The sequence below is a fragment of the Pseudomonas benzenivorans genome, assembly GCF_024397895.1.
Classification (GTDB): domain Bacteria; phylum Pseudomonadota; class Gammaproteobacteria; order Pseudomonadales; family Pseudomonadaceae; genus Aquipseudomonas; species Aquipseudomonas benzenivorans_A.
The window spans coordinates 258,067-277,145 of record NZ_CP073346.1; the positions used below are offsets into that span (position 1 = coordinate 258,067).

The 19,079-nt window shown below is 63.3% G+C and carries 17 protein-coding genes and 1 pseudogene; 3 read left to right on the plus strand and 15 right to left on the minus strand.

All coding sequences use genetic code 11. From position 1 onward, the window contains the following. Positions 1-35 precede the first annotated feature (35 nt). Positions 36-2,303 (minus strand): Orn/Lys/Arg family decarboxylase, encoded by a 2,268-nt coding sequence (locus tag KDW96_RS01090; protein WP_255838558.1) that lies wholly within the window; start codon positions 2,301-2,303, stop codon positions 36-38. Between the two features lie 252 nt (positions 2,304-2,555). Here KDW96_RS01090 and KDW96_RS01095 point away from each other — a divergent pair, with 252 nt between their 5' ends. Beyond that, the gene (locus KDW96_RS01095; RefSeq protein WP_255838559.1) at positions 2,556-3,653 is read left to right on the plus strand and encodes a saccharopine dehydrogenase family protein; all 1,098 of its coding nucleotides are present in this window, start codon (positions 2,556-2,558) and stop codon (positions 3,651-3,653) included. A 118-nt stretch (positions 3,654-3,771) separates the two neighbouring features. Here KDW96_RS01095 and KDW96_RS01100 read toward each other — a convergent pair whose 3' ends face one another. The 5 genes from KDW96_RS01100 to KDW96_RS01120 all read right to left on the minus strand — a co-directional run bounded on the left by KDW96_RS01100 (position 3,772) and on the right by KDW96_RS01120 (position 7,487). Continuing rightward, complete coding sequence (locus tag KDW96_RS01100; protein WP_255838560.1) at positions 3,772-4,233, minus strand: Lrp/AsnC family transcriptional regulator; 462 nt, start codon at positions 4,231-4,233, stop codon at positions 3,772-3,774. A 229-nt stretch (positions 4,234-4,462) separates the two neighbouring features. Next, positions 4,463-5,152 (minus strand): ABC transporter permease, encoded by a 690-nt coding sequence (locus tag KDW96_RS01105; RefSeq protein WP_255838561.1) that lies wholly within the window; start codon positions 5,150-5,152, stop codon positions 4,463-4,465. Continuing rightward, positions 5,149-5,844 carry an ABC transporter permease gene (locus KDW96_RS01110; RefSeq protein WP_255838562.1) on the minus strand — a complete coding sequence of 232 codons (696 nt, stop codon included), beginning with the start codon at positions 5,842-5,844 and terminating at the stop codon, positions 5,149-5,151. Before KDW96_RS01110 ends, KDW96_RS01105 begins: the two co-directional genes overlap by 4 nt. Positions 5,845-5,943: 99 nt before the next feature. Beyond that, a complete protein-coding gene (locus KDW96_RS01115; protein ID WP_255838563.1) occupies positions 5,944-6,696 on the minus strand; it encodes an ABC transporter substrate-binding protein in 753 nt (250 codons plus the stop codon). 17 nt (positions 6,697-6,713) lie between these two features. Then, a complete protein-coding gene (locus KDW96_RS01120) occupies positions 6,714-7,487 on the minus strand; it encodes an ABC transporter ATP-binding protein (protein WP_255838565.1) in 774 nt (257 codons plus the stop codon). A 358-nt stretch (positions 7,488-7,845) separates the two neighbouring features. Between KDW96_RS01120 and gfa the strand changes: the two genes are divergently transcribed. Beyond that, positions 7,846-8,424 (plus strand): S-(hydroxymethyl)glutathione synthase, encoded by a 579-nt coding sequence (gene gfa / locus KDW96_RS01125; RefSeq protein ID WP_255838566.1) that lies wholly within the window; start codon positions 7,846-7,848, stop codon positions 8,422-8,424. Between the two features lie 202 nt (positions 8,425-8,626). Here the strand turns inward: gfa and KDW96_RS01130 are convergent. The 7 genes and pseudogenes from KDW96_RS01130 to KDW96_RS01160 form a co-directional block, all read right to left on the minus strand. Next, positions 8,627-9,481, minus strand: a pseudogene (locus KDW96_RS01130) (universal stress protein); the annotation flags it as partial. Between the two features lie 624 nt (positions 9,482-10,105). Then, the gene (locus KDW96_RS01135; RefSeq protein WP_255838567.1) at positions 10,106-11,860 is read right to left on the minus strand and encodes a phosphotransferase; all 1,755 of its coding nucleotides are present in this window, start codon (positions 11,858-11,860) and stop codon (positions 10,106-10,108) included. Between the two features lie 36 nt (positions 11,861-11,896). Then, positions 11,897-13,318 carry a 2-oxoadipate dioxygenase/decarboxylase HglS gene (gene hglS, locus KDW96_RS01140; protein WP_255838568.1) on the minus strand — a complete coding sequence of 474 codons (1,422 nt, stop codon included), beginning with the start codon at positions 13,316-13,318 and terminating at the stop codon, positions 11,897-11,899. Between the two features lie 187 nt (positions 13,319-13,505). Next, positions 13,506-14,834, minus strand: coding sequence for a mechanosensitive ion channel family protein (locus KDW96_RS01145; protein WP_255838569.1), 1,329 nt, complete (start codon positions 14,832-14,834; stop codon positions 13,506-13,508). Between the two features lie 403 nt (positions 14,835-15,237). Then, positions 15,238-15,498: a DUF2834 domain-containing protein gene (locus KDW96_RS01150; protein ID WP_255840604.1), complete on the minus strand. Its 261-nt coding sequence runs from the start codon at positions 15,496-15,498 to the stop codon at positions 15,238-15,240. A 192-nt stretch (positions 15,499-15,690) separates the two neighbouring features. Beyond that, a complete protein-coding gene (locus tag KDW96_RS01155; protein WP_255838570.1) occupies positions 15,691-16,098 on the minus strand; it encodes a GFA family protein in 408 nt (135 codons plus the stop codon). 77 nt (positions 16,099-16,175) lie between these two features. Next, complete coding sequence (locus KDW96_RS01160) at positions 16,176-16,775, minus strand: acetyltransferase (protein ID WP_370295269.1); 600 nt, start codon at positions 16,773-16,775, stop codon at positions 16,176-16,178. On the opposite strand from KDW96_RS01160, the gene KDW96_RS01165 reads away from it, so the two are divergent. Next, positions 16,765-17,808, plus strand: a complete 1,044-nt coding sequence (locus KDW96_RS01165; RefSeq protein WP_255838571.1) for an IS110 family RNA-guided transposase — start codon at positions 16,765-16,767, stop codon at positions 17,806-17,808. The two genes, KDW96_RS01160 and KDW96_RS01165, sit on opposite strands and share 11 nt — an antisense overlap. A 168-nt stretch (positions 17,809-17,976) precedes the next feature. Here KDW96_RS01165 and KDW96_RS01170 read toward each other — a convergent pair whose 3' ends face one another. Both KDW96_RS01170 and KDW96_RS01175 read right to left on the minus strand, forming a co-directional pair. Beyond that, positions 17,977-18,453 carry a hypothetical protein gene (locus KDW96_RS01170; RefSeq protein WP_255838572.1) on the minus strand — a complete coding sequence of 159 codons (477 nt, stop codon included), beginning with the start codon at positions 18,451-18,453 and terminating at the stop codon, positions 17,977-17,979. 105 nt (positions 18,454-18,558) lie between these two features. After that, positions 18,559-19,059 carry a hypothetical protein gene (locus tag KDW96_RS01175; RefSeq protein WP_255838573.1) on the minus strand — a complete coding sequence of 167 codons (501 nt, stop codon included), beginning with the start codon at positions 19,057-19,059 and terminating at the stop codon, positions 18,559-18,561. Positions 19,060-19,079: the final 20 nt, after the last annotated feature.

Below are 19,079 nucleotides of genomic sequence, written 5' to 3' on the forward strand. Positions count from 1 at the left end.
CCCGGCGGGTCCAGCACCTGGGGGCAGCAGAGCGCCTAGACCTTGATGCAATCGACCGTGTAGAGCGTGCCCTGGCCCCCCTCCTGTCGCTGCAGGCCGTGCACATCGGCATCGAAGCCGGGGAAGCTGTGGTCGAAGGTACGGGCGAACGCCAGGTAATCGATGATCGCCCGGGTGGCGGGTGTGAAGCGCTCGCCCGGCATGATCAGCGGAATACCAGGTGGGTATGGCACCAGCATGACCGCGGCGATGCGGCCATCGAGCTGATCGATCGGCACCGCTTCGACTTCGCCACGCACCAACTGGTTGTAGGCATCGGCCGGCTTCATCGCCACCTCCGGCAGCACCGTGTACATGCGCTTGAGCGCCTTGGCCGTGGCGTTCTCGCGGTAGCAGGCGTGCAACGCATCGCACAGGTCACGCAGGCCCATGCCGTGGTACTGCGCGCCGCCGGCCTTGGCAACGGAAGGCAGGGCATCGACCAGGGCCAGGTTGGCGTCGTAGCTGCGCTTGAACTCCAGCAGCTCGGTCAGCAGGGTGCTCCACTTGCCCTTGGTGATGCCCATGGAGAACAGCACCAGAAAGGAATACAGCCCGGTCTTTTCCACCACCAGGCCGCGCTCCCAGAGGAACTTGCCGACCACTGCCGCGGGAATGCCGGTTTCATCCAGCTTGCCGCCGGCGGTCAGGCCCGGCGTGACCAGGGTGACCTTGATCGGATCGAGCAGCACATAGTCCTCGGCCACCTCGCCGAAACCGTGCCACTCGGCCTGCGGCTGCAGCAGCCAGTCGGTGGTGGCCACCTCCTCCGCGCCCTCGGCCCGGGGCGGCTGCCAGATGCTGAACCACCAGTCGTCGGCGCTGAGGTTCTGCCGCAGGTGGGCCAGGGCGCGGCGAAAGCTCAGGGCCTCGTCGAAGGTTTCCTGGATCAGCGAACGTCCGGCCGGCCCCTCCATCATCGCCGAAGCGACGTCGAGCGAGGCGATGATGCCGTACTGCGGCGAGGTGGAGATGTGCATCATGAAGGCTTCGTTGAAGCGGTCGCAGTCCAGCTGTCGGCTGCCGCTGTCCTGCACGTGGATCATCGAAGCCTGGCTGAAGGCCGCCAGCAGTTTGTGGGTGGAGTGGGTGGTGAACACCAGCGGGCCCTCGTCCTCCCGTGAGGTGCCCATGCCGTAGCGCCCGGCATAGAACTCATGGAAGGCCGCATAGGCGTACCAGGCCTCGTCGAAATGCAGCACCTCGACGCTGTCACCCAGGGTCTGCTTGATCAGCTCGGCGTTGTAACACAGGCCGTCGTAGGTCGAGTTGGTCACCACGGCGAGCTTGACCTTCTGCATGGCGCCTGGCGCACGGGCCTGGGCCAGCGGGCTGGCGGCGATCTTGGCCTGGATCGACTCAGGGGAAAACTCGCTCAGCGGGATCGGCCCGATGATGCCCAGCTCGTTGCGCTCCGGGCTCAGGTACAGCGGGATCGCGCCGGTCATGATGATCGAATGGAGGATCGACTTGTGGCAGTTGCGGTCGACCAGCACCAGGTCGTCGCGGGCGACCATGCTGTGCCAGACGATCTTGTTGGCCGTCGAGGTGCCATTGATCACGAAATAGGTATGGTCGGCGCCGAAATTGCGCGCGGCCCTGGCTTCCGCCTCGGCCAGGGGGCCGGTGTGATCGAGCAGCGACCCCAGCTCCGGCACCGACACCGATAGGTCGGAGCGCAGCGTGTTCTCGCCGAAGAACTGATGAAAGGCCTGCCCCACCGGGCTCTTGCGATAGGCCACGCCGCCGCCGTGTCCCGGCGTGTGCCACGAATAGTTGGACTGGGCGGTGTGCTGCACCAGCGCCTTGAAGAAGGGCGGCAGCAGGCCGTCGAGGTAGTTGCGCGCGGCGCGGGCGACCTGGCGGGCGAGGAACGGCACGGTGTCTTCGAACAGGTAGAGGATGCCGCGCAGCTGGTTGAGGTCGGCCATGGCCTCGGCCGGGGCATTCTCGATGGTGACCTGCTCGCCGAGGGCGAAGATCGGCAACTGCGGCGCCCGCACCCGGGCGATACGGATCAGCTCGACCATGTCCTGCAGCAGGTGCTTGTTCTCCCCCGCCCCCTCTGCCGTCACCAGGATGCAGGCCAGGCCGTGGTGGGTCGAGGCGACGATGCGGCCTTCCGCCGAGCTGGCGGTGGAGACGATGCTGAAACCGTCCTGCTCCAGTTCCTGGGCGATGGCCCGCACCCGCTCGCCGGCCACGGTGTCGGCCTTGATGTCGCGGTGGACGATCAGTACGGGGAACTTGAGGTCTTTGTACATGGCGGCTCCTGCGCGGCGGATAAGGGATTGCCTGCCCTCAGGGTAGAGGCTCCAGGGCGCCATGTGGCAGGAAAGTTATAAGGCGAAGCCGAAGCTGTCACGAATGCCCTGCCGCAGAAATCGTCTTAATGACTCGCCAATACGTCTAATTGAAGGCTTTTTTCATCCCTTTGCCTGGTTGTGAGTCTTATTGTCGAACCAACTGCTCTCTAGACTGGCCCCATCTGACACGCAACCTTGGAGATAACAACAATGAACGTCCTCCTGCTCGGCGCGGGCCACATCGGCTACACCATCGCTCAACTGCTGCACACATCCGGCGACTACCAGGTGCTGGTGGCCGACCGCGACGCCCACTCGCTGCAGGCGATCGCCGACCTGGGCATCGCCACCCGCGAGCTCGATTCGGCCGACAGCCAGGCCCTGGAAGCCGCCATGCAGGGCCAGGACGCGGTGCTCAACGCCCTGCCCTATCACATGGCCATCGCCGTAGCCAAAGCCGCCAAGGCCACCGCCACCCACTACTTCGACCTGACCGAAGACGTGCACGCGACCAAGACCATCATGGAGCTGGCCAAGGACGCCAAGACCGCCTTCATGCCGCAGTGCGGCCTGGCGCCGGGCTTCATCGGCATCGCCGCCCACTCCCTGGCGCGCCACTTCGACAGCGTGCGCGAGGTGAAGATGCGCGTCGGCGCCCTGCCCGAGTTCCCCACCAACGCCCTGAAGTACAACCTGACATGGAGCGTCGACGGCCTGGTCAACGAGTACTGCCACCCCTGCGAGGCCATCCGCAACGGCAAGCTGCAGATGGTCCAGGCGCTGGAAGGCCTGGAGCACTTCTCCCTGGACGGCGTCGAGTACGAGGCCTTCAACACCTCCGGCGGCCTCGGCACCCTGTGCGAGACCCTGGCAGGCAAGGTCGAGGTACTGGACTACAAGACCGTGCGCTACCCCGGCCACCGCGACCTGATGAAGTTCCTCCTGGAAGACCTGCGCCTGGCCGGCAACCAGGACAAGCTCAAGGACATTCTGCGCGGCGCGGTGCCCAGCACCATGCAGGACGTGGTCCTGGTGTTCGTCACCGTCAACGGCCTGCGCGGCGGCAAGCTGGTGCAGGACGTGTTCAGCCGCAAGATCTTCGCCGCCGAACAGAACGGCCGCCTGACCAGCGCCATCCAGATCACCACCGCTGCCGGCATCTGCGCGGCCCTGGACCTGTTCCGCGAGCAGCGCCTGCCGCAGTCGGGCTTCATCAGCCAGGAGCAGGTTTCGCTGGAAGACTTCCTGGCCAACCGCTTCGGCCAGGCCTACGAGGAGCAAGAGGTGCAGACTCAAGAAGCCGCCTAAGCCTCGGCGAGTCACCGATCCCCGGTCGCCGGCAGCTCTGCCGGCGACCGGGGATTTTTCGTTTGGCCATCCACTTACCACCCCTTCGCAGGCTAGGTGCCCACGCAACCATTCCTGCCTAGAGCTTCTGTCCGCGATCCAGCTTGCACGACAGGATGATCGAGGTGGTGGTCTTCTCCACTCCATCGACCTCGCCGATCTCGTCCAGCAACTGGTCGAGGCGCTCCGGCGAGTCGGCGCGCAGCCAGGCGACGAAATCGAACTCGCCGCTCACGGTGCACAGCTGCTGCACCTCGGCCATGCTGGTCAGGCGGCGCAGCACCTCCTTGCCGGAGCGTGGCTGCAGGGTGATGCCGACATAGGCCTGCAGGCCACCGTCCATCACGCGCTGGCCCAGGCGCAGGCCATAACCGGTGATGACCTTGTTCTTTTCCAGGCGGGCGATGCGCGAGATCACCGTGGTGCGGGCAATACCCAGCTTGCGCGCCAGCATGGCCACGCTCTCGCGGGCATTGAGCTGCAGCGCGGCGATCAGCTGCCGGTCGATATCGTCCAGGCGCAGCGGGTTCAAATCAGACATTCAGGACCAACCTCAAGAACTCACAAGACAACGAAACGCCGCCCGGCAAGGCCGGCCAGCGTTGGCAATTTTCTGATCACACTGCGACTCGGGCGCCTTCCTCTGGAGGCGCCCAAGTCGGTCTGCATGGCGTCAAGGACGCCAGCGCAGTCTGCTTATGCGCCGGTGCTGCGTAAAGCAGCCGGCGCGTTCCTGCCTCTCGCCTCGGGCGGCACTGGGCGCAGGCGGCTCAGCGTCCCTGGCAGGCGTCCACCCGCAGGCGCCGCTCCAGCAGGCGGAAGCACTGCACCAGCAGATAAGCAGCTACCAGATAGAACAGGCCGGCGGCGAAGAAGATCTCCACCGGCTGGTAGGTGCGGGCGATGATGGTGCGCGACATGCCGGTCAGCTCCAGCAGGGTGATGGTGCTGGCCAGTGCACTGGCCTTGAGCATCAGGATCACCTCGTTGCTGTAGGCCGGCAGGCCGATACGCGCGGCGCGCGGCAGGACGATGTACAGCAAGGTCTGCCAGCGCGCCATGCCCAGGGCCCGCGCCGCCTCGATCTCCCCGGGCGGAATCGCCTGGATCGCGCCACGCAGGATCTCGGCGATGTAGGCGGCCGTATGCAGGGTCAGGGTGACGATGGCGCACCAGTAGGCGTCGCGCAGGTAGGGCCACAGCGGTCCTTCGCGCACCGCCTCGAACTGCGCCAGGCCGTAGTAGACCAGGAACAACTGCACCAGCAGTGGCGTGCCGCGGAAGAAGAAGATGTAGGCGTAGGGCAGCGCGCGCAACCACCAGTGCCGCGAGGCTCGGGCGATGCCCAGGGGAATGGCCAGGATCAGCCCGGCGATCACCGCGATACCCACCAGCTCCAGGGTCAGCCAGGCGCCTTCGGCCAGGCGCGGCAGCCACTTGACGATCAATTCCCAGTTCATGCGGCGGCCCTCATGAAACCACGGCTGGCGCGCTTCTCGAGCAGGTGCAGGCCGATCATGGCGAGGATGGTCAGACTCAGATAGATGAACGCGGCGACCAGGAAGAAGGTGAAGGGTTCCTTGCTGGCGGTCACGGCGATCTGCGAGCGGCGCATGATCTCCTCCAGGCCGATCACCGAGACCAGCGCGGTGTCCTTCATCAGGATCATGAACAGGTTGCCCAGGCCCGGCAGGGCGATGCGCCACATCTGCGGCAGGATCAGCCGCCAGAAGATTCGCGGTTTGGACAGGCCGAGGGCCTGGCCGGCCTCGCGGTGGCCCCTGGGAATGGCCAGGATGGCACCGCGGAACACCTCGGTGGCGTAGGCGCCGAAGCACAGCCCCAAGGCGATCACCCCCGCAGCGAACGGCGACAGTTCCAGGCTGGCCACGCCGAGCAGGTCGGCCAGGCCGCGCATCAGGCTCACCGTGCCGAAGTAGATCAGCAGCACCCAGAGCAGCTCGGGCACCCCGCGCACCAGCGTCGAGTACCCGCCGCCCAACCATTGCAGCGGCCTGTACGGCGAGGTCTTGGCCAGCGCGCCGAGCAGGCCGAGGACCAGGCCCAGGGACAACGCCGAAAGCGCCAGCTGGATGGTCATTCCGGCACCGGCGAGCAACGCCGGGCCGAACCCGTAGAGATCAAGAGTCATGGTAAGAACCTACGCCTGGGCTGGCGCGGACGCGGCGGCCCCTGGCCAGCTCATCGACCAACCAGGGGGACTGCCACAACGCCCTACCAGCAGGGACGATCAGTAGATGCTGAAGGGGAAGTACTTGTCGTTGATCTGCTTGTAGGTGCCGTCGGCGACGATTTCCTTCAGCGCCGCGTTGAGCTTCTCGCGCAGCGGCTCGCCCTTGCGCACGGCGATGCCGATCTTGTCGTTGTCGAACACCGGCTCGCCCTTGAACTCGAAGCCCTTGCCGGCATCGCTCTTGAGCCATTCCCAGTTGACGAAGGTGTCGGCCAACACACCGTCGAGGCGCCCGGACGTGAGGTCCAGGTAGGCGTTCTCCTGGGTGTCGTAGAGCTTGATGTCGACCACGTCATCGAGGTTGTCTTCCAGCCAGGTGCCGGCGATGGTCGCGCGCTGGGCGCCGATCACCTTGCCCTTGAGGCTGGCTTCGTCGGTCTTGAACTCGCTGCCTTTGGGCGCGATGAACTGCAGCTTGTTGGTGTAGTACGGCTCGGTGAAGTCCACCGCCTGCTGGCGCTCCTCGGTGATCGACATGGAGGCGACCAGGAAGTCGAACTTCCTGGCGTTCAGCGCCGGGATGATGCCGTCCCAGTCGGAGGTGACCACTTCGCATTCGGCCTGCATCTTGGCGCACAGGGCCTGGGCGATCTCGATGTCGAAGCCGACCACCTGGCCACCGGCGTCGATCAGGTTGAACGGCGGGTAGGCGCCTTCGGTGCCGATCTTCAGCTTGTCGGCGGCCACGGCGTAGGTGCCGAAGGCCAGGGTGGCGGCCGCAGCCAGCAGGATCTTCTTGTAGTTATGCATGCGATGTAGCTCCATTTTCAGTGGTTACTGGACATGAACTGCTTGCAGCGCGCCGACTGCGGGTTGTCGAACACCTGCGCCGGCGTGCCCTGCTCTTCCACCAGGCCCTGGTGGAGGAACACCACCTCGCTGGACACCTGGCGGGCGAAACTCATCTCATGGGTCACCAGCAGCATGGTGCGGCCCTCCTCGGCCAGGGCGCGGATCACGCTGAGCACCTCCTGGACCATCTCCGGGTCGAGGGCCGAGGTCGGCTCGTCGAACAGGATCACCTTGGGCTCGATGCACAGGGTGCGGGCGATGGCCGCGCGCTGCTGCTGGCCGCCGGACAGCTGGTTCGGGTAGACGTGGCGCTTGTCGGCGATGCCGACCTTGGCCAGCAGGGCCTCGGCGCGCTCGGTGGCCTCGGCCCGGCTCAGCCCCAGCACCCGGCGCGGCGCCTCGGTGATGTTGTCGAGCACGCTCATGTGCGGCCACAGGTTGAAGTTCTGGAAGACGAAGCCCAGCTCGCTGCGCAGGCGGTTGATCTGCTTGCCGCTGGCCGCGTGCAGCTCACCACCCGCCCCGCGCTTGAGCTGCAGTTCTTCGCCATTGACGATGATCTGCCCCTTGTGCGGATTTTCCAGAAGATTGATGCAGCGCAGGAAGGTCGACTTGCCGGAGCCGGAAGAGCCGAGGATGGAGATCACGTCGCCGTCACGGGCGCCCAGCGAGATGCCCTTGAGCACCTCATGGTCACCGTAGCGTTTGTGCAGGTCGCGAATCTCCAGGGCGAACGGAGAGCTGGTCATGCAGTACCTCTTATTATTCTTTTTACGCTTGGCAATACTGCCGACCGATCATGCCACCGGCCTAACAGCGACGCGTCATCGACGGCCTTAATGGCGTCATCCACGGGCGAAACAGCGCATCACCCAGGCCCTGCGGGGCCGTTTGAGGCCGCCGGTCGAGAACGATGTAAACAAGGATGGCGGCGCCTCTCAAACGAAAAGAAGGACTCGGTTCATTCCAAAATCTATGAAACCTCCGGAGTCGCTGCGGTACCGCTCATCACCCGCCCGTCCGGCACCGATCGACGGTCGCGCCCAGGCCGGCACAGACCCTGCCCCGCGCTACGCTCATAGAGCTGGCTACCCCAGGAGGTGGAAAATGGCTCACGAATTTTCGATTCATCCAGCGCTGGACAACGGCATCCAGCCGGGTGCCGATGACTTCGCCGGAGGCACCCTGGTCTGTCACTGCCCCCAGAACCCGGTCAAGGTCAGGGTCGACGCACAGTCGGCGCACAACCACGCCTGCGGCTGCACCAAGTGCTGGAAGCCCAAGGGCGCCCTGTTCTCCGTGGTGGCGGTGGTGCCGCGGGACAAGGTCAGGGTCACAGAACAGGGTGAGAAACTCAGGGTGGTCGACCCCAAGGCCACCATCCAGCGGCACGCGTGCAGCCAATGTGGCGTGCACCTGTTCGGCCGCATCGAGAACAGCGCCCATCCCTTCTATGGGCTCGACTTCATCCATACCGAACTGTCGCCGGACCAGGGCTGGTCGGCCCCGCAATTCGCCGCCTTCGTATCCTCGATCATCGAGTCGGGTACCGATCCATCCCTGATGGGCGAGGTGCGCGCGCGCCTGAAGGGGCTCGGCCTGGAGCCCTATGACTGCCTGTCGCCGGCGCTGATGGATGCCATCGCCACCCACGTGGCCAAGGCTTCCGGCGCCCTGAAGGGCTGAGGCGCCGACTGGATGACCTGACCGGAGCCAGGGCCACGCCCTGGCCCGGCCAGCCGACCAATCAGCGTGCCTGCAGGCCCGGGTCGCCGGGCTCCACCAGCGGTGCGTCCTCGCTTGCCGCAGGCGCCTTCGGGGCCTGTCCGCGGGCGGCATGGCTGTATGGCCAGGAATGGATCGCCTGGTCCAGGTCCGGGCTCAGTGGTGCGGCCAGATCCTCCAGGTGACTGATGATGTCGGCGGGTTTGAGCACCAACACATCGCAATCCAGGCTGTCGAGCACGGTCTCGGCGGTGTTGCCGATCAGCGCGCCGGACAGGCCGCTGCGGGCCACGCTGCCGATCACGGTGAGTGACGCCCCCAGGCGTTTGGCGATCGCGGGGATCAGTGAATCGGCCGGGCCTTCCTCGATATGCAGGCAGTCGTCGGCCACCGCGTACTCCATCTGCAGCGCCCGGCACCGCTGACGGTACCAACTCTTGATGCTGTCCCTGACCTGAAAAATCGGGTCGGCGGCCATGAGCTCCGGACAAGGGTGCGCCGTCATCAGGTGCAGGTCGCCGCCGGTCATCTTGGCGATGTCATGGGCATGGCCGACGATGCCGGCATGCAGCACGCGGTGATCGACATCGCTGTTGCCCGCGTCGATCGCGGCGAGAATGTGGCCGCCCTGCCAGGAGGTGTCGGTTCTGACGATCAGCACCGGGGCCGGACAGTAGCGCAACAGTTTCCAGTCCTCGGAAGGAATCAGGTTCTTGCTCAGACGGGTATCGCGCAGGTGCTGCTTGATCACCAAGCCGCAGCCCTGAGCCTGCTGCACGGCAATGACGGTCTGGTGCACGTTGCCTAGCCAGGCCTGCTCGGCGCTGACACTGAAATCCTCGTTGCGCAGAGCCTCCTGGGTTTCCCCGAGAAAGGTCGAGTGGTCGTTCTTCTTGTCGCATACCAGCAGGTGCAGGTGCGACTGCGTCGAGCTGGCGATCAGCTTGGCCCGGTTGAGTAGCTGGGCTACGGACTGCGCCGCATCCAGCACCACCAGGGTATTGCGAATAGTTTGCATGACGAACGTCCTGTGCGTGAGTTAGGTTCGATATCGCTCGACGGCAGGAGCTAATCGGGTCAGCAGCGCGCGGCCACGGACCCGTTCCTCGATCCGTCGAGCTGCTGTCAGCTAACTGATCCTGCGAGAACGGCCACGCAACGGCTGTAGTGAAAGCGGGCTAGAGCAGGGAGGCTGTAGAGGCCCGCCCCGCCAACGCCCTGAAGAGTCCGGGCGCTGCTAGTGGATGTGGATGCCGTCACTAACACTGGGCTCTCGCGAACCAGAGCTGTGTTCCGGTGCATCTACTGAAGAATTAAAGAGCGCTATGCAGTCCATCGACTGCCGTCATAGGTCTGCCCACGCGCCTGAGCGTTCAACTGACATCGAGCGGCGCGGGCTGACCAGTCGTCAGGCATCGCCGCTTTACGTGCGCGAGCAAACCTGCATCCCTCCCCCGGCCTATCGAGGGTATTGAGCCTGGCACTCATCGGCGACTGCATTGCACAACGGTGGCCGGCAGGCGCAAACCTGTCCCACCTGGCCCACGTTTCAGTGTGGTCGCTGTAGCAATCCCCGCCACCACCGCTAGTCGATTGGCAGGCTCAAGCCAAGAGACTGCCTCGGGCCGATGCGCCTGCGCCACTAGCGGGTCGGCCAGTCCTCGTCGCGCGCCACGGCGACCGCACACCGGGCGTGGAGGCCGAGCACCACACTGGGATCGGGGCTTATGGCTCGCCAGACCTGCCAGTGCTGCGCCACGCCGACGCCGTACATGCGTGCCTGCAGGCCGAGGTGGTCGGTCACCAGCTGAAAGTGCAGGTGGGTCGGCCAGCCGCCGTTCTCCCCACGGTCGCCGAGGCGGGCGAAGGCCTCGCCCCTGGCCAGCGCCTGGCCCACCCGCAGCTTGGCGCAAGATGCCCGCGACAGGTGGCCGTAGAGGGTCCAGAAGCGCACGTCGCAGTCGCTGCGGTGCTCCAGCAGCAGGGTCGGGCCGAAGCCCTCGTCCTGGGCATCGTCGTGCACGCACGCCACCACCCCGGCAAAGGGCGCATGCACAGCTTCCCCGGCCGGGGCGAACAGGTCGATGCCCAGGTGGGTGTCGCGCCGCTGCTGCGCCGTAGCGCCGGCATAGGCGGCGCTGCTGTACAGCACCCGCCGCTCGCCGTAGCGGCCGACGCCGAAGTCGGCGCCCGCGGCGGCGATCTGCACGTCGATGTAGCCCTGCATGCCGGCGCAGTCCAGGCCCTCGATCGCCCCGGTATCGGCGCCGTCAGCGCTGAAGTCGAAGACCCGCACCCTGGGCGTGGCCACCTCCGGGCGCAGCACCGCGGCGAAGTCGTGGGCGTTGCGTTCCAGCCAGCGCATCACCGCGGCGGCCTCGGCCACCGGGGCGAAGCCGCAGGCGTCGCGCAGGCGCAGGGTCGTCAGGCGCGGGGTCTCCTGCTGCAGACGCTGCAGCGCGTGCCACACATCGGCCTGGCGGACCAGCAGGTAGGGATTGTCCGGCGTCGCGCGGATCTGCCTGGCGGCCATGCAGATGCTCACCGCGTAGCGGGTCTCGATCAGGTCGAACAGCTGCTCGACTTCGCCGTCCAGCAGTGGGTTGACCTCGTGGTAGGCCTCCACCAGCGCCAGGATGGCGGCGATGGGGTCGTCCGCGCCGAGCAGCGCGTAGGCGCAAGCCACGGCCAGCTCGTTGACCCGCCAGCTCTCCACCATGTCGCCGAAGTCGAGCAGGCCGCTCACCGCGCCCTGCTCGTCCAGCAGCACGTTGTAGTCGTTGACGTCGTTATGGATCACCTGGCGCGGGCAGTCGGCCAGGGCCGGCTTCACCACCTGGGCGAAGCGCTCGAGGATGCCCTGCACCACGGCGCGCTTGTCCGCGTCGTCGATCGCCGCCAGGTGGTCCAGGTGGATTTCAGCGCGGCCGATATCCCAGTCGTAGGCGCGCCGGCAGCCGGCATGGCTGAACGACCGCACCGCCAGGTCCAGCTCGCCCAGCAGCCGGCCGAGGCTGGCGCAGCTTGCCGCCGTATGCGTCGGCACCTTGGCCCACGGCGTGCCGTCCGGCCAGCTCAGCAGGCGCGCCTGACGCGCCCCGCGCAACTCCACGGCGTTGAGGATGGCGCCCTGCCGACTGGGCAACTGGCGCGACACCGGCAGCTGCGGCGCTACGCTAGCCAGGTGCTCGAGCGCCGCCACCTGCATCGCCAGCACCTGGAGCTCGCCGCCGGCGCCATGGAGTTTCAGCAGGTACTGCTGGCCGTTTGTGGCGCGAATCCGGTAATTGAGGTCGAGCCCGCCGGGCAGCGGTTCGCAGTCACCCTGCAGTCCGTAGTGCCCGGCCAGAAAGGCGGCGAGGCGGGCCGACTCGGTCGAAGCGTTTCGATCGTCCATTGCGAGCGTCCTCCAGGAACAGGAACAACTCCAGGCTCAGGCGAGCGCCGCCAGCCCCAAGGCCTGCGCGCAGTGCGCCAGCGAGCGCTGCTGGGTGGCGGCGTACAACGCCAGTTCGTCCAGCACCGGCGCGCCCAGGTCGCGTTCGAAGGCCTCGCGGTTGGCGCTCTGGCCATAGCTGTCGCGGGCGTTGTCGCCCAGATTGGACTGGAAGATGCCGGCGGCGCTGACCGGCAGGAAGTCCTCGTACACCAAAGGCTCGCACCGCACATGGCCTGCGGCCAGCAGCCCCTCCAGGCTCGCCGCCAGCTCGCCCTGCCCCTTGGCCGCCAGGCCCTGCTCGGTGACGAAGTAGCGAAAGTAGGCCAGCTGCTGCCGGCGCAGGCTGGGGTAGTCGTCCGGGAAGGCCTCGAACTGCTGGCTCAGGGTGGCCATGTAGGCCGCCGCGCCCTCCTCGTTCGGCGCGCCGCCGGCGATTGCCCGGGTGGCCTCGAGCAACTGGTCGTACAGGGCACGGCCCTTGGGCGTCAGGGCCACGCCGCGCTGCTCGATCTCGCCGAAGCGCGCGGTGTGGCTGCCCAGCGCGCCGCCGCCGTCCGCCTCGACGAAGGTCACCGGCTCCTGCAGGGCCTTGAAACTGGTCTGGCGCAGCAGGATCGGGCAGCGCCGCGGTGGCGGGCCCTCGATCACCGCCTTGGGGTTGATGCCGCGGCCCGGCATGCCGGCCTGGACCGTGTCGATATCCAGGGTGCGCGGGGTCAGGTGGTTGATGTGCGGCCCCTTGAAGGCCACCACATCGGCGATCAGCTTGTGCTGCGCGCTCAGCTGCTGGTACAGCGCGGCGCTTACCGTGGCCTCGCGGTGCCAGCGGAAGGTCTCCAGGGCCTGCTGGACGAACTCCTCGGCCTCGGCCGCGGTCAGACCGCCGGCCGCCTCGGCCCGCTCGATCAGCCGCAGGGCCCGCGGGGTGAAGATGTTGCGCCGCGCCAGAATGCCGCGGGCCAGCTCGCGCAGCTCGGCGTTCTCGATCAGCTCCAGGCGCAGCAACGAGGTGAACACGCGGAACGGGCTGTGCTGCAAGGCTGCCTCGTGGGTGGCGCGAAAGGCCGTGGAGTGCACCGGCACCCCGGCGCTGGCCAGGTCGTAGTAGCCCACCGGCTGCATGCCCATCACCGCGAACAGGCGGCGCATGGTGGCCAGCTCGGCGGCAGTGCCCAGGCGGATGGCGCCGTGGCGCTCCATGTCCAGGCGGCCGATCTCCCCGGTGGTGCGCAGCTGTTCGGCCAGCTGCGGTTCGCGCGCCAGGGCGTCGCGATTGACCTCGCCGACCAGCGCCAACAGCGTGCCGTACAACGGCACCTCGGCCTGGTACATGGCCGACATGGCGCGGGAGAACTGCGCACGGATCTCATCGGGGCTAACCAGCGCATCCGGGTTAGCGGCAGCTTGAACGCTCATGGGAACACGACTCCTTGCATCGCCTGGACAGGGTGGCTGCTATTCCAGCCATTCATGGGAGTCATTCTGGCGAGCGCAATAGGCGCTTTCAAACGACTAATCCTCTGCTGTTCATTCCCCTGGAGAATCCAAAACCAGCGGAATACGCAAGCGAAACCGGCCCGGCGACACGGCCCGGACCAGCCGCTCAGGCGCCCCGCTTGCCCCTGGCCGGTGCCTGCTTCTCGAGGATGCGCACCTCCCGCTGCGGGAAGGGTATTTCGAAGCCGTGTTCCTGCAGGGCCTCCAGGATCATCAGCAGCAGGTCGCCACCTACGCGGTTCTTGCCGTCGTCCACCCCTTCCATCCAGAACTCCACGAACATGTTGATGCCGGAGTCGCCGAAGCTGTCGATCTCGCAGTCGGGACGCTCCTCGAACGGCACGTCCTCGCCGCTGAATACCTGCGGGTGGCTGGCCACCACCTGCTTGATGATCTCCACCAGCTTCCTGACATCGGAGTTATAGGAAACCGAAAAGTCCACACGATAGCGCTGGCTTTTGTCCTTGTGCGTCCAGTTGGTGAAGATCTCGGCGATGAACTTCTCGTTCGGCACCACGATGTCCTTGCCGTCGAAGGTTTCCAGCGTCGTCGAGCGCATGTTCAGCTCGCGCACGATGCCGGTGCGGCCGTCCTCGAGCTCCACATAGTCGCCAATCGACACCGAGCGATCCATCAGGATGATGATCCCGGAAATGAAGTTGGAGGCAATCGCCTGCAGGCCGAAGCCCAGGCCCACGCCCAGCGCGCCGCCGAACACCGCGAGCGTGGTGAGGTTGATGCCCATGATCTGCAGCAGCAGCAGGAAGATGAAGAAGAATATCGCCACCTCGAACAGCTTCGCGGCCACCTCCCGCGTGCGTACGTCCAGGTTCTCCTGATGGGAGATGAAGTCCCGACCGGTCCTGCTGCTGACGCGCCCGAGCCAGAACAGGATCGAACCAAAGATGGCGACCCGGGCAATGCCGTAGACCGAAATCTCGATATTGCCGAGATTGACCGAGATGGATTCGAGTATCGCGATCAGGCCGTCCAGCAGACCGACCAGGTGCAGGAACAACAGCGGAATGCCCAGCCACCTGAAGGCCACAACGAGGAACTTGTTGCGGATGAAATTACGGATGATCGAGTAGAAGATCAGCAGGATGGAAATGGTCAGCGCCGCCTGCACCAGCCAGCCCTGATCCAACAGGTTCTCGCTCACCTCGACGGACACCCGCAACATCAGGATGGCGACCAGCGGAAAGATCAGCGCGCCCAACTTGCTGACGAACTTGCCCACCGGATGCACCGCCGCCGCCTCGTAGCGGGCATCGAGGATGGGCGCATACCTGCGGATGCGATTGGCGATAAGCCAGGCGACGGCGTAAATCGCCAGGACGATGCCGACCTGGGTATAGGTCTCCGGCTGGAACAGCACCTCCGCCACCTTGTCGGCAGCCTGCTCGATTCGCGCGTCGAGATTATCGAATAGCATGCTTGCCGATCCTTTTGCCGCCCAACTGGCTGCCTATATTGTTTAATCGAAATTTATTGATCGCCCCACAACCAAACAGCAGTATAGACGCCATTTATTAACCTGATGCATTGGTAATAAAAGCCGCCCACGTCCTATTGCCACTGCCACATGCCGATATAAAGCAAGTATCAAGGCATTCAGCCCTTTGCCATCAAAACCAATCGCAATAAAAGACGAGGCTCAAACAGCGACGCGCATCGGCCACAACAAGTTGCTGCGCATCTGCCAGGCGCCGTGCTGCCACGGGCGGCGCTTCAGCGGCGACTGGCGCCGCACAAGGCCCACTCATGCAACCGCACAGGCGGCAGTGCTTGAACAAGCTATTGCTCACCGCCTGCGGGGGTGTTTCATATAAACATGGTTATGTTTCACCCGCACTGGAGTCCTTCGAAAGACACTTCATGACCAGATAGAGCAGCGGGCCAACAGATACGAAAATCGCAGTAATCAGAATATACGGAGCCACGGCGGCAATAGGCTTGCCGCGCGACCGGTTATCTTGATACATCCATATACAAGCAAGCACGGCCAGGATGTAGAGATCGATTACAACCTGCGCAGTATCCAGGCTAGACATCAGTTCCATGCCGAACTGGATAAGCGACTGCTCGGCCTGCGACATCGCAAAAGCCGTGTAGGCTGTAAATGCCAGCAACACGACCAATGGCAATACTGCTTTTCTCGTGACACCTTCCTTGGTTACCGCTGGGACATAACGCCGCAACAAGCGGCATAGACAAAATGGCTGCCTTGTTGGGCTTTCAACAAATTGACAGCTTGACCCCGCCCGAACGCATCGGCTTGTTAGACGCTTTCACTCGGGAAAGCCTTCAAAGCTGTGAGCCTTCAAACCATCGGCCAACCAATGCGCCTCCTCGGCGGCAAAGATGTTTGCCTGCGGAGAGATGCTTGGCTTGTCAAGCAAAGAACCGGCAGGCACGATTAGCGACGTCCTGCTCTTGTTGACAAATGGCACAGCAGAGCCACAAACCCTGCAGAAAGCTTTGGAAAACTCTCTTGTCGGGTGCTCATAATGAGAAACGTCCGCTTTACCCGATGTCCACTCGATGTTGTCGGGGCGAGTAAAGATATTCGACGCAAATGCGCTGCCCGTGAGCTGTTGGCATTGAGCGCAATGGCATTGGTAAAAAGCCTTGAAATCATCGGACAGCTCGAATTTCACATTACCGCAGAGGCATTGGCCTTTTAGATTCTGTTTCATGTACTTGGATTTCTCCTGTTTCTAACGCTCGCCGGGACTAGCTTCAGCCCGTCCCGGCGACCGATTTGAGTGAATTGTTATACTCCGGCCAGCTCCAAGTGAAGTAGTGGAAATGGATTACCCTGCCCATCTAGTGGGGAACGACCAGTTACGCTGAAGCCTAAATGCTCATAAAATCCGGTCGCATCGAGATTCTGTTCGTTAACATCAACTTTTCGCGCACCCTGATTTTTTATAGCATTCTTTAGCAATAGTGATCCGATGCCTTTATTCCTGTGTGATGGAGATATAAAAAGCATTTCAATATTCTGCTCCGCAACCCCAATGAAGCCAACGATTGCATTGCTTTCATCTTTAGCGACTCGCAAATCCACTGCATCGAAATAGTGATCAAGCATTAGAGGCTTAAGAGATTTAATATTATCTTCGCCTAGGAAATCATGGGTGGCACGCACTGATGACCCCCAGATTTCTATTAATGCCCAATAGTCGCTTTTGGTGGCTGTGTCGATTTGCATACGTGCCTTAGGAATATAACGTTTGGTTAAGGGGCGGGCGTTAGCCCGTCCCAGCGAACGAAGTGAGCGATTTGAATGCTGTAATGGACGCTCCCCGCGCCACGCTTCTATACCGATAGCGGTGCTGACTGTTCGCTGGGAGGGTGTGATGAAACGCATAGCGGTTGATCTGGCCAAGTCCGTTTACCAAGTTGCCGAGAGTGTCCGTGCCGGCGTGGTGAGTCAGCACAGGCGGCTGAATCGTGAGGCGTTCGGGCGATATATACAGGAGCAGGCCGAGCCGGTCGAGTGGCTGATGGAGGCCTGTGGCACGGCGCACTATTGGGGCAGGCAGATGCAGGCGCGCGGGCATCGGGTGGTGCTGCTGCATGCGCGCCATGTGCGGCCCTACCGGCGCGGCAGCAAGACCGACCGCAACGACTGCGAGGCCATCCTCGAGGCCGGGCGCTGCCGGGGCATGCGCCCGGTGCCGGTGAAGAGCCTGGAACAGCAGCAGTTGCAGCAACTGCACAAGCTGCGCGAGGCCTGGAAGAAGTCGCGGGTGCAGCGCATCAACCTGCTGCGCGGGATCTTGCGCGAGGCCGGCCTGCAGGTCGCCGACGGCCCGCGGGCCTTTCTGCGCCAGGCCAGCGAACTGGTCGAGCGGCCGGAGGTCGGCGCCTTGCGCGGCGCGCTGCAGGTGGTGTTGGCCGAGATCAGCCTGTACGAGCAGTCGATGCACGAGTGCGAGCAGCAACTGGCGCGGCTGCACGCCGACGACGCCATCGTGCACAAGCTCGACGAGGTCAGCGGCATCGGCCTGCTCACCGCCAGCGCCCTGAAAGCCGCGGTCGGCCAGCCTGAACGCTTTGCCAACGGGCGCCAGCTCAGCGCCTGGCTGGGCATGACCCCGAGCGAACACAGCAGCGGCCTGCGCCGGCGACTGGGGCGCATCAGCTGCAAGGGCAACGTCTATGTGCGCACCCTGCTGGTTCACGGCTCGCGCGCCAGCCTGTTGGCGGCCAGGCGTTGCCAGGCGCGCACGCCGGAACGCCTGACCCGCCTGCAGCGATGGGCGTTGGCGACGGCCGAGCGTATCGGCCACAACAAGGCGGCGGTGGCCCTGGCCAACAAGCTGGTACGGATCTGCTGGGCGGTGTGGTGCCACGAGCGACGCTTCAGCGGTGACTGGCCCAGCGCCAGGCCCGCCTGACGGCGGGAGTAATCAGGAGGGAATGCAGGTTTTCCAGTGGTTGTGGTGAGACGCGAGACTGTCGAAACAGGCGAGTCCTGCAGCGGAACAAGGCCGATAACAATGCTGATCTTCGCGATCGTTTGAACGCTTGGCCCCCGCTGTGCGAACTACAGAATGGCCAGGGCATTACAGCCCACAACAGGCCGGATATACGAATGCAACCGCACTGACGACAGGCTTGAAAAGCGATTCCTCACTGCTTGTGGGGAGCGTCCATATATGCTTGTGGGGAGCGTCCATATACGCATTGTTATACGCCGTACTTGCACATGGGAAGCGGGCTGTAAGCTCTTTGGTAACGGTTGAAATTGCTGCTTCAGCCGAAACTGAACCGGAATGCTTGGCGTTAAGAATTGACACTATAAGCTTTGAGTCAATCAGTTTATCTTCTGGGGTGCAGAAGAAGTTTTGCTTTTTCTGTTTTTTAAGTTCTTTGGCCGATTCGGTAAGGGCGTAAGAAATGCCAGAGACAAAAGTGAGTGTCTCAATGTAATTCGAGCCTTCTATATTAAAGTTTGTTTTTGCTATCCACTGCGTACTTTCTTGCGCGTACAGCGAAAAGGAGTACAGGGTCGTGATGGTAATAAATATGGGGCGTAGCACGATTATTCCCTAGGTGTATAACGTTTGGTTAAGGGGCGGGCTTTAGCCCGTCCCAGTGAGCGCAGCGAACGATTTGAACCACTAGTTATGAAGATGCACGCTGATTTATTTTATATATTTCGATCTTATGATATCTATTGGCGTTATTTCAAAGAGCTTCATTACAAGGCTAGAGCCTTGCTCTTCAGTAGGATGTGAGCCTTCAAATTCTGAACATTTTTTGGCGGCATCTAAATACTTTTTGTAGTGGGTCTGTGACTTTATTATGCTCTGCTCAAACCCCAGGTACCCATATTGATATGCCAGCCCAAAGAATGCATGTGCAAAGTGATAATCGACAGACGCTGATTTTTCTATGCTTTGTAGCGACTCCTTGTAGAGTTTGAGTCGGTGTTCGAGTGCAGCCTTATAAAATAAACTTTCACCGGTTTTGTCACTTTTTTCAGCGGCAGCTAGAACAGAAATTGCTTCGTTGTAGGAGGATGAATCGGATGTGTAAATTACTAATTTTGGCCATATTAAATCATTGTTTATGCATTCGGTTCCGAACGCATGCAGAGAGAAGGCCAAAATGGGGATAATTGCTATTTTTCTGATCATATTCATAACGTTTGGTTAAGGGGCGG

Coding starts and splice junctions, on each gene's coding strand:
- KDW96_RS01090 (WP_255838558.1), bottom strand. CDS start 2,303: ATGTACAAAGACCTCAAGTTCCCCGTACTGATCGTCCACCGCGACATC.
- KDW96_RS01095 (WP_255838559.1), top strand. CDS start 2,556: ATGAACGTCCTCCTGCTCGGCGCGGGCCACATCGGCTACACCATCGCT.
- KDW96_RS01100 (WP_255838560.1), bottom strand. CDS start 4,233: ATGTCTGATTTGAACCCGCTGCGCCTGGACGATATCGACCGGCAGCTG.
- KDW96_RS01105 (WP_255838561.1), bottom strand. CDS start 5,152: ATGAACTGGGAATTGATCGTCAAGTGGCTGCCGCGCCTGGCCGAAGGC.
- KDW96_RS01110 (WP_255838562.1), bottom strand. CDS start 5,844: ATGACTCTTGATCTCTACGGGTTCGGCCCGGCGTTGCTCGCCGGTGCC.
- KDW96_RS01115 (WP_255838563.1), bottom strand. CDS start 6,696: ATGCATAACTACAAGAAGATCCTGCTGGCTGCGGCCGCCACCCTGGCC.
- KDW96_RS01120 (WP_255838565.1), bottom strand. CDS start 7,487: ATGACCAGCTCTCCGTTCGCCCTGGAGATTCGCGACCTGCACAAACGC.
- gfa (WP_255838566.1), top strand. CDS start 7,846: ATGGCTCACGAATTTTCGATTCATCCAGCGCTGGACAACGGCATCCAG.
- KDW96_RS01135 (WP_255838567.1), bottom strand. CDS start 11,860: ATGGACGATCGAAACGCTTCGACCGAGTCGGCCCGCCTCGCCGCCTTT.
- hglS (WP_255838568.1), bottom strand. CDS start 13,318: ATGAGCGTTCAAGCTGCCGCTAACCCGGATGCGCTGGTTAGCCCCGAT.
- KDW96_RS01145 (WP_255838569.1), bottom strand. CDS start 14,834: ATGCTATTCGATAATCTCGACGCGCGAATCGAGCAGGCTGCCGACAAG.
- KDW96_RS01150 (WP_255840604.1), bottom strand. CDS start 15,498: ATGTCGCAGGCCGAGCAGTCGCTTATCCAGTTCGGCATGGAACTGATG.
- KDW96_RS01155 (WP_255838570.1), bottom strand. CDS start 16,098: ATGAAACAGAATCTAAAAGGCCAATGCCTCTGCGGTAATGTGAAATTC.
- KDW96_RS01165 (WP_255838571.1), top strand. CDS start 16,765: ATGAAACGCATAGCGGTTGATCTGGCCAAGTCCGTTTACCAAGTTGCC.
- KDW96_RS01160 (WP_370295269.1), bottom strand. CDS start 16,775: ATGCGTTTCATCACACCCTCCCAGCGAACAGTCAGCACCGCTATCGGT.
- KDW96_RS01175 (WP_255838573.1), bottom strand. CDS start 19,059: ATGAATATGATCAGAAAAATAGCAATTATCCCCATTTTGGCCTTCTCT.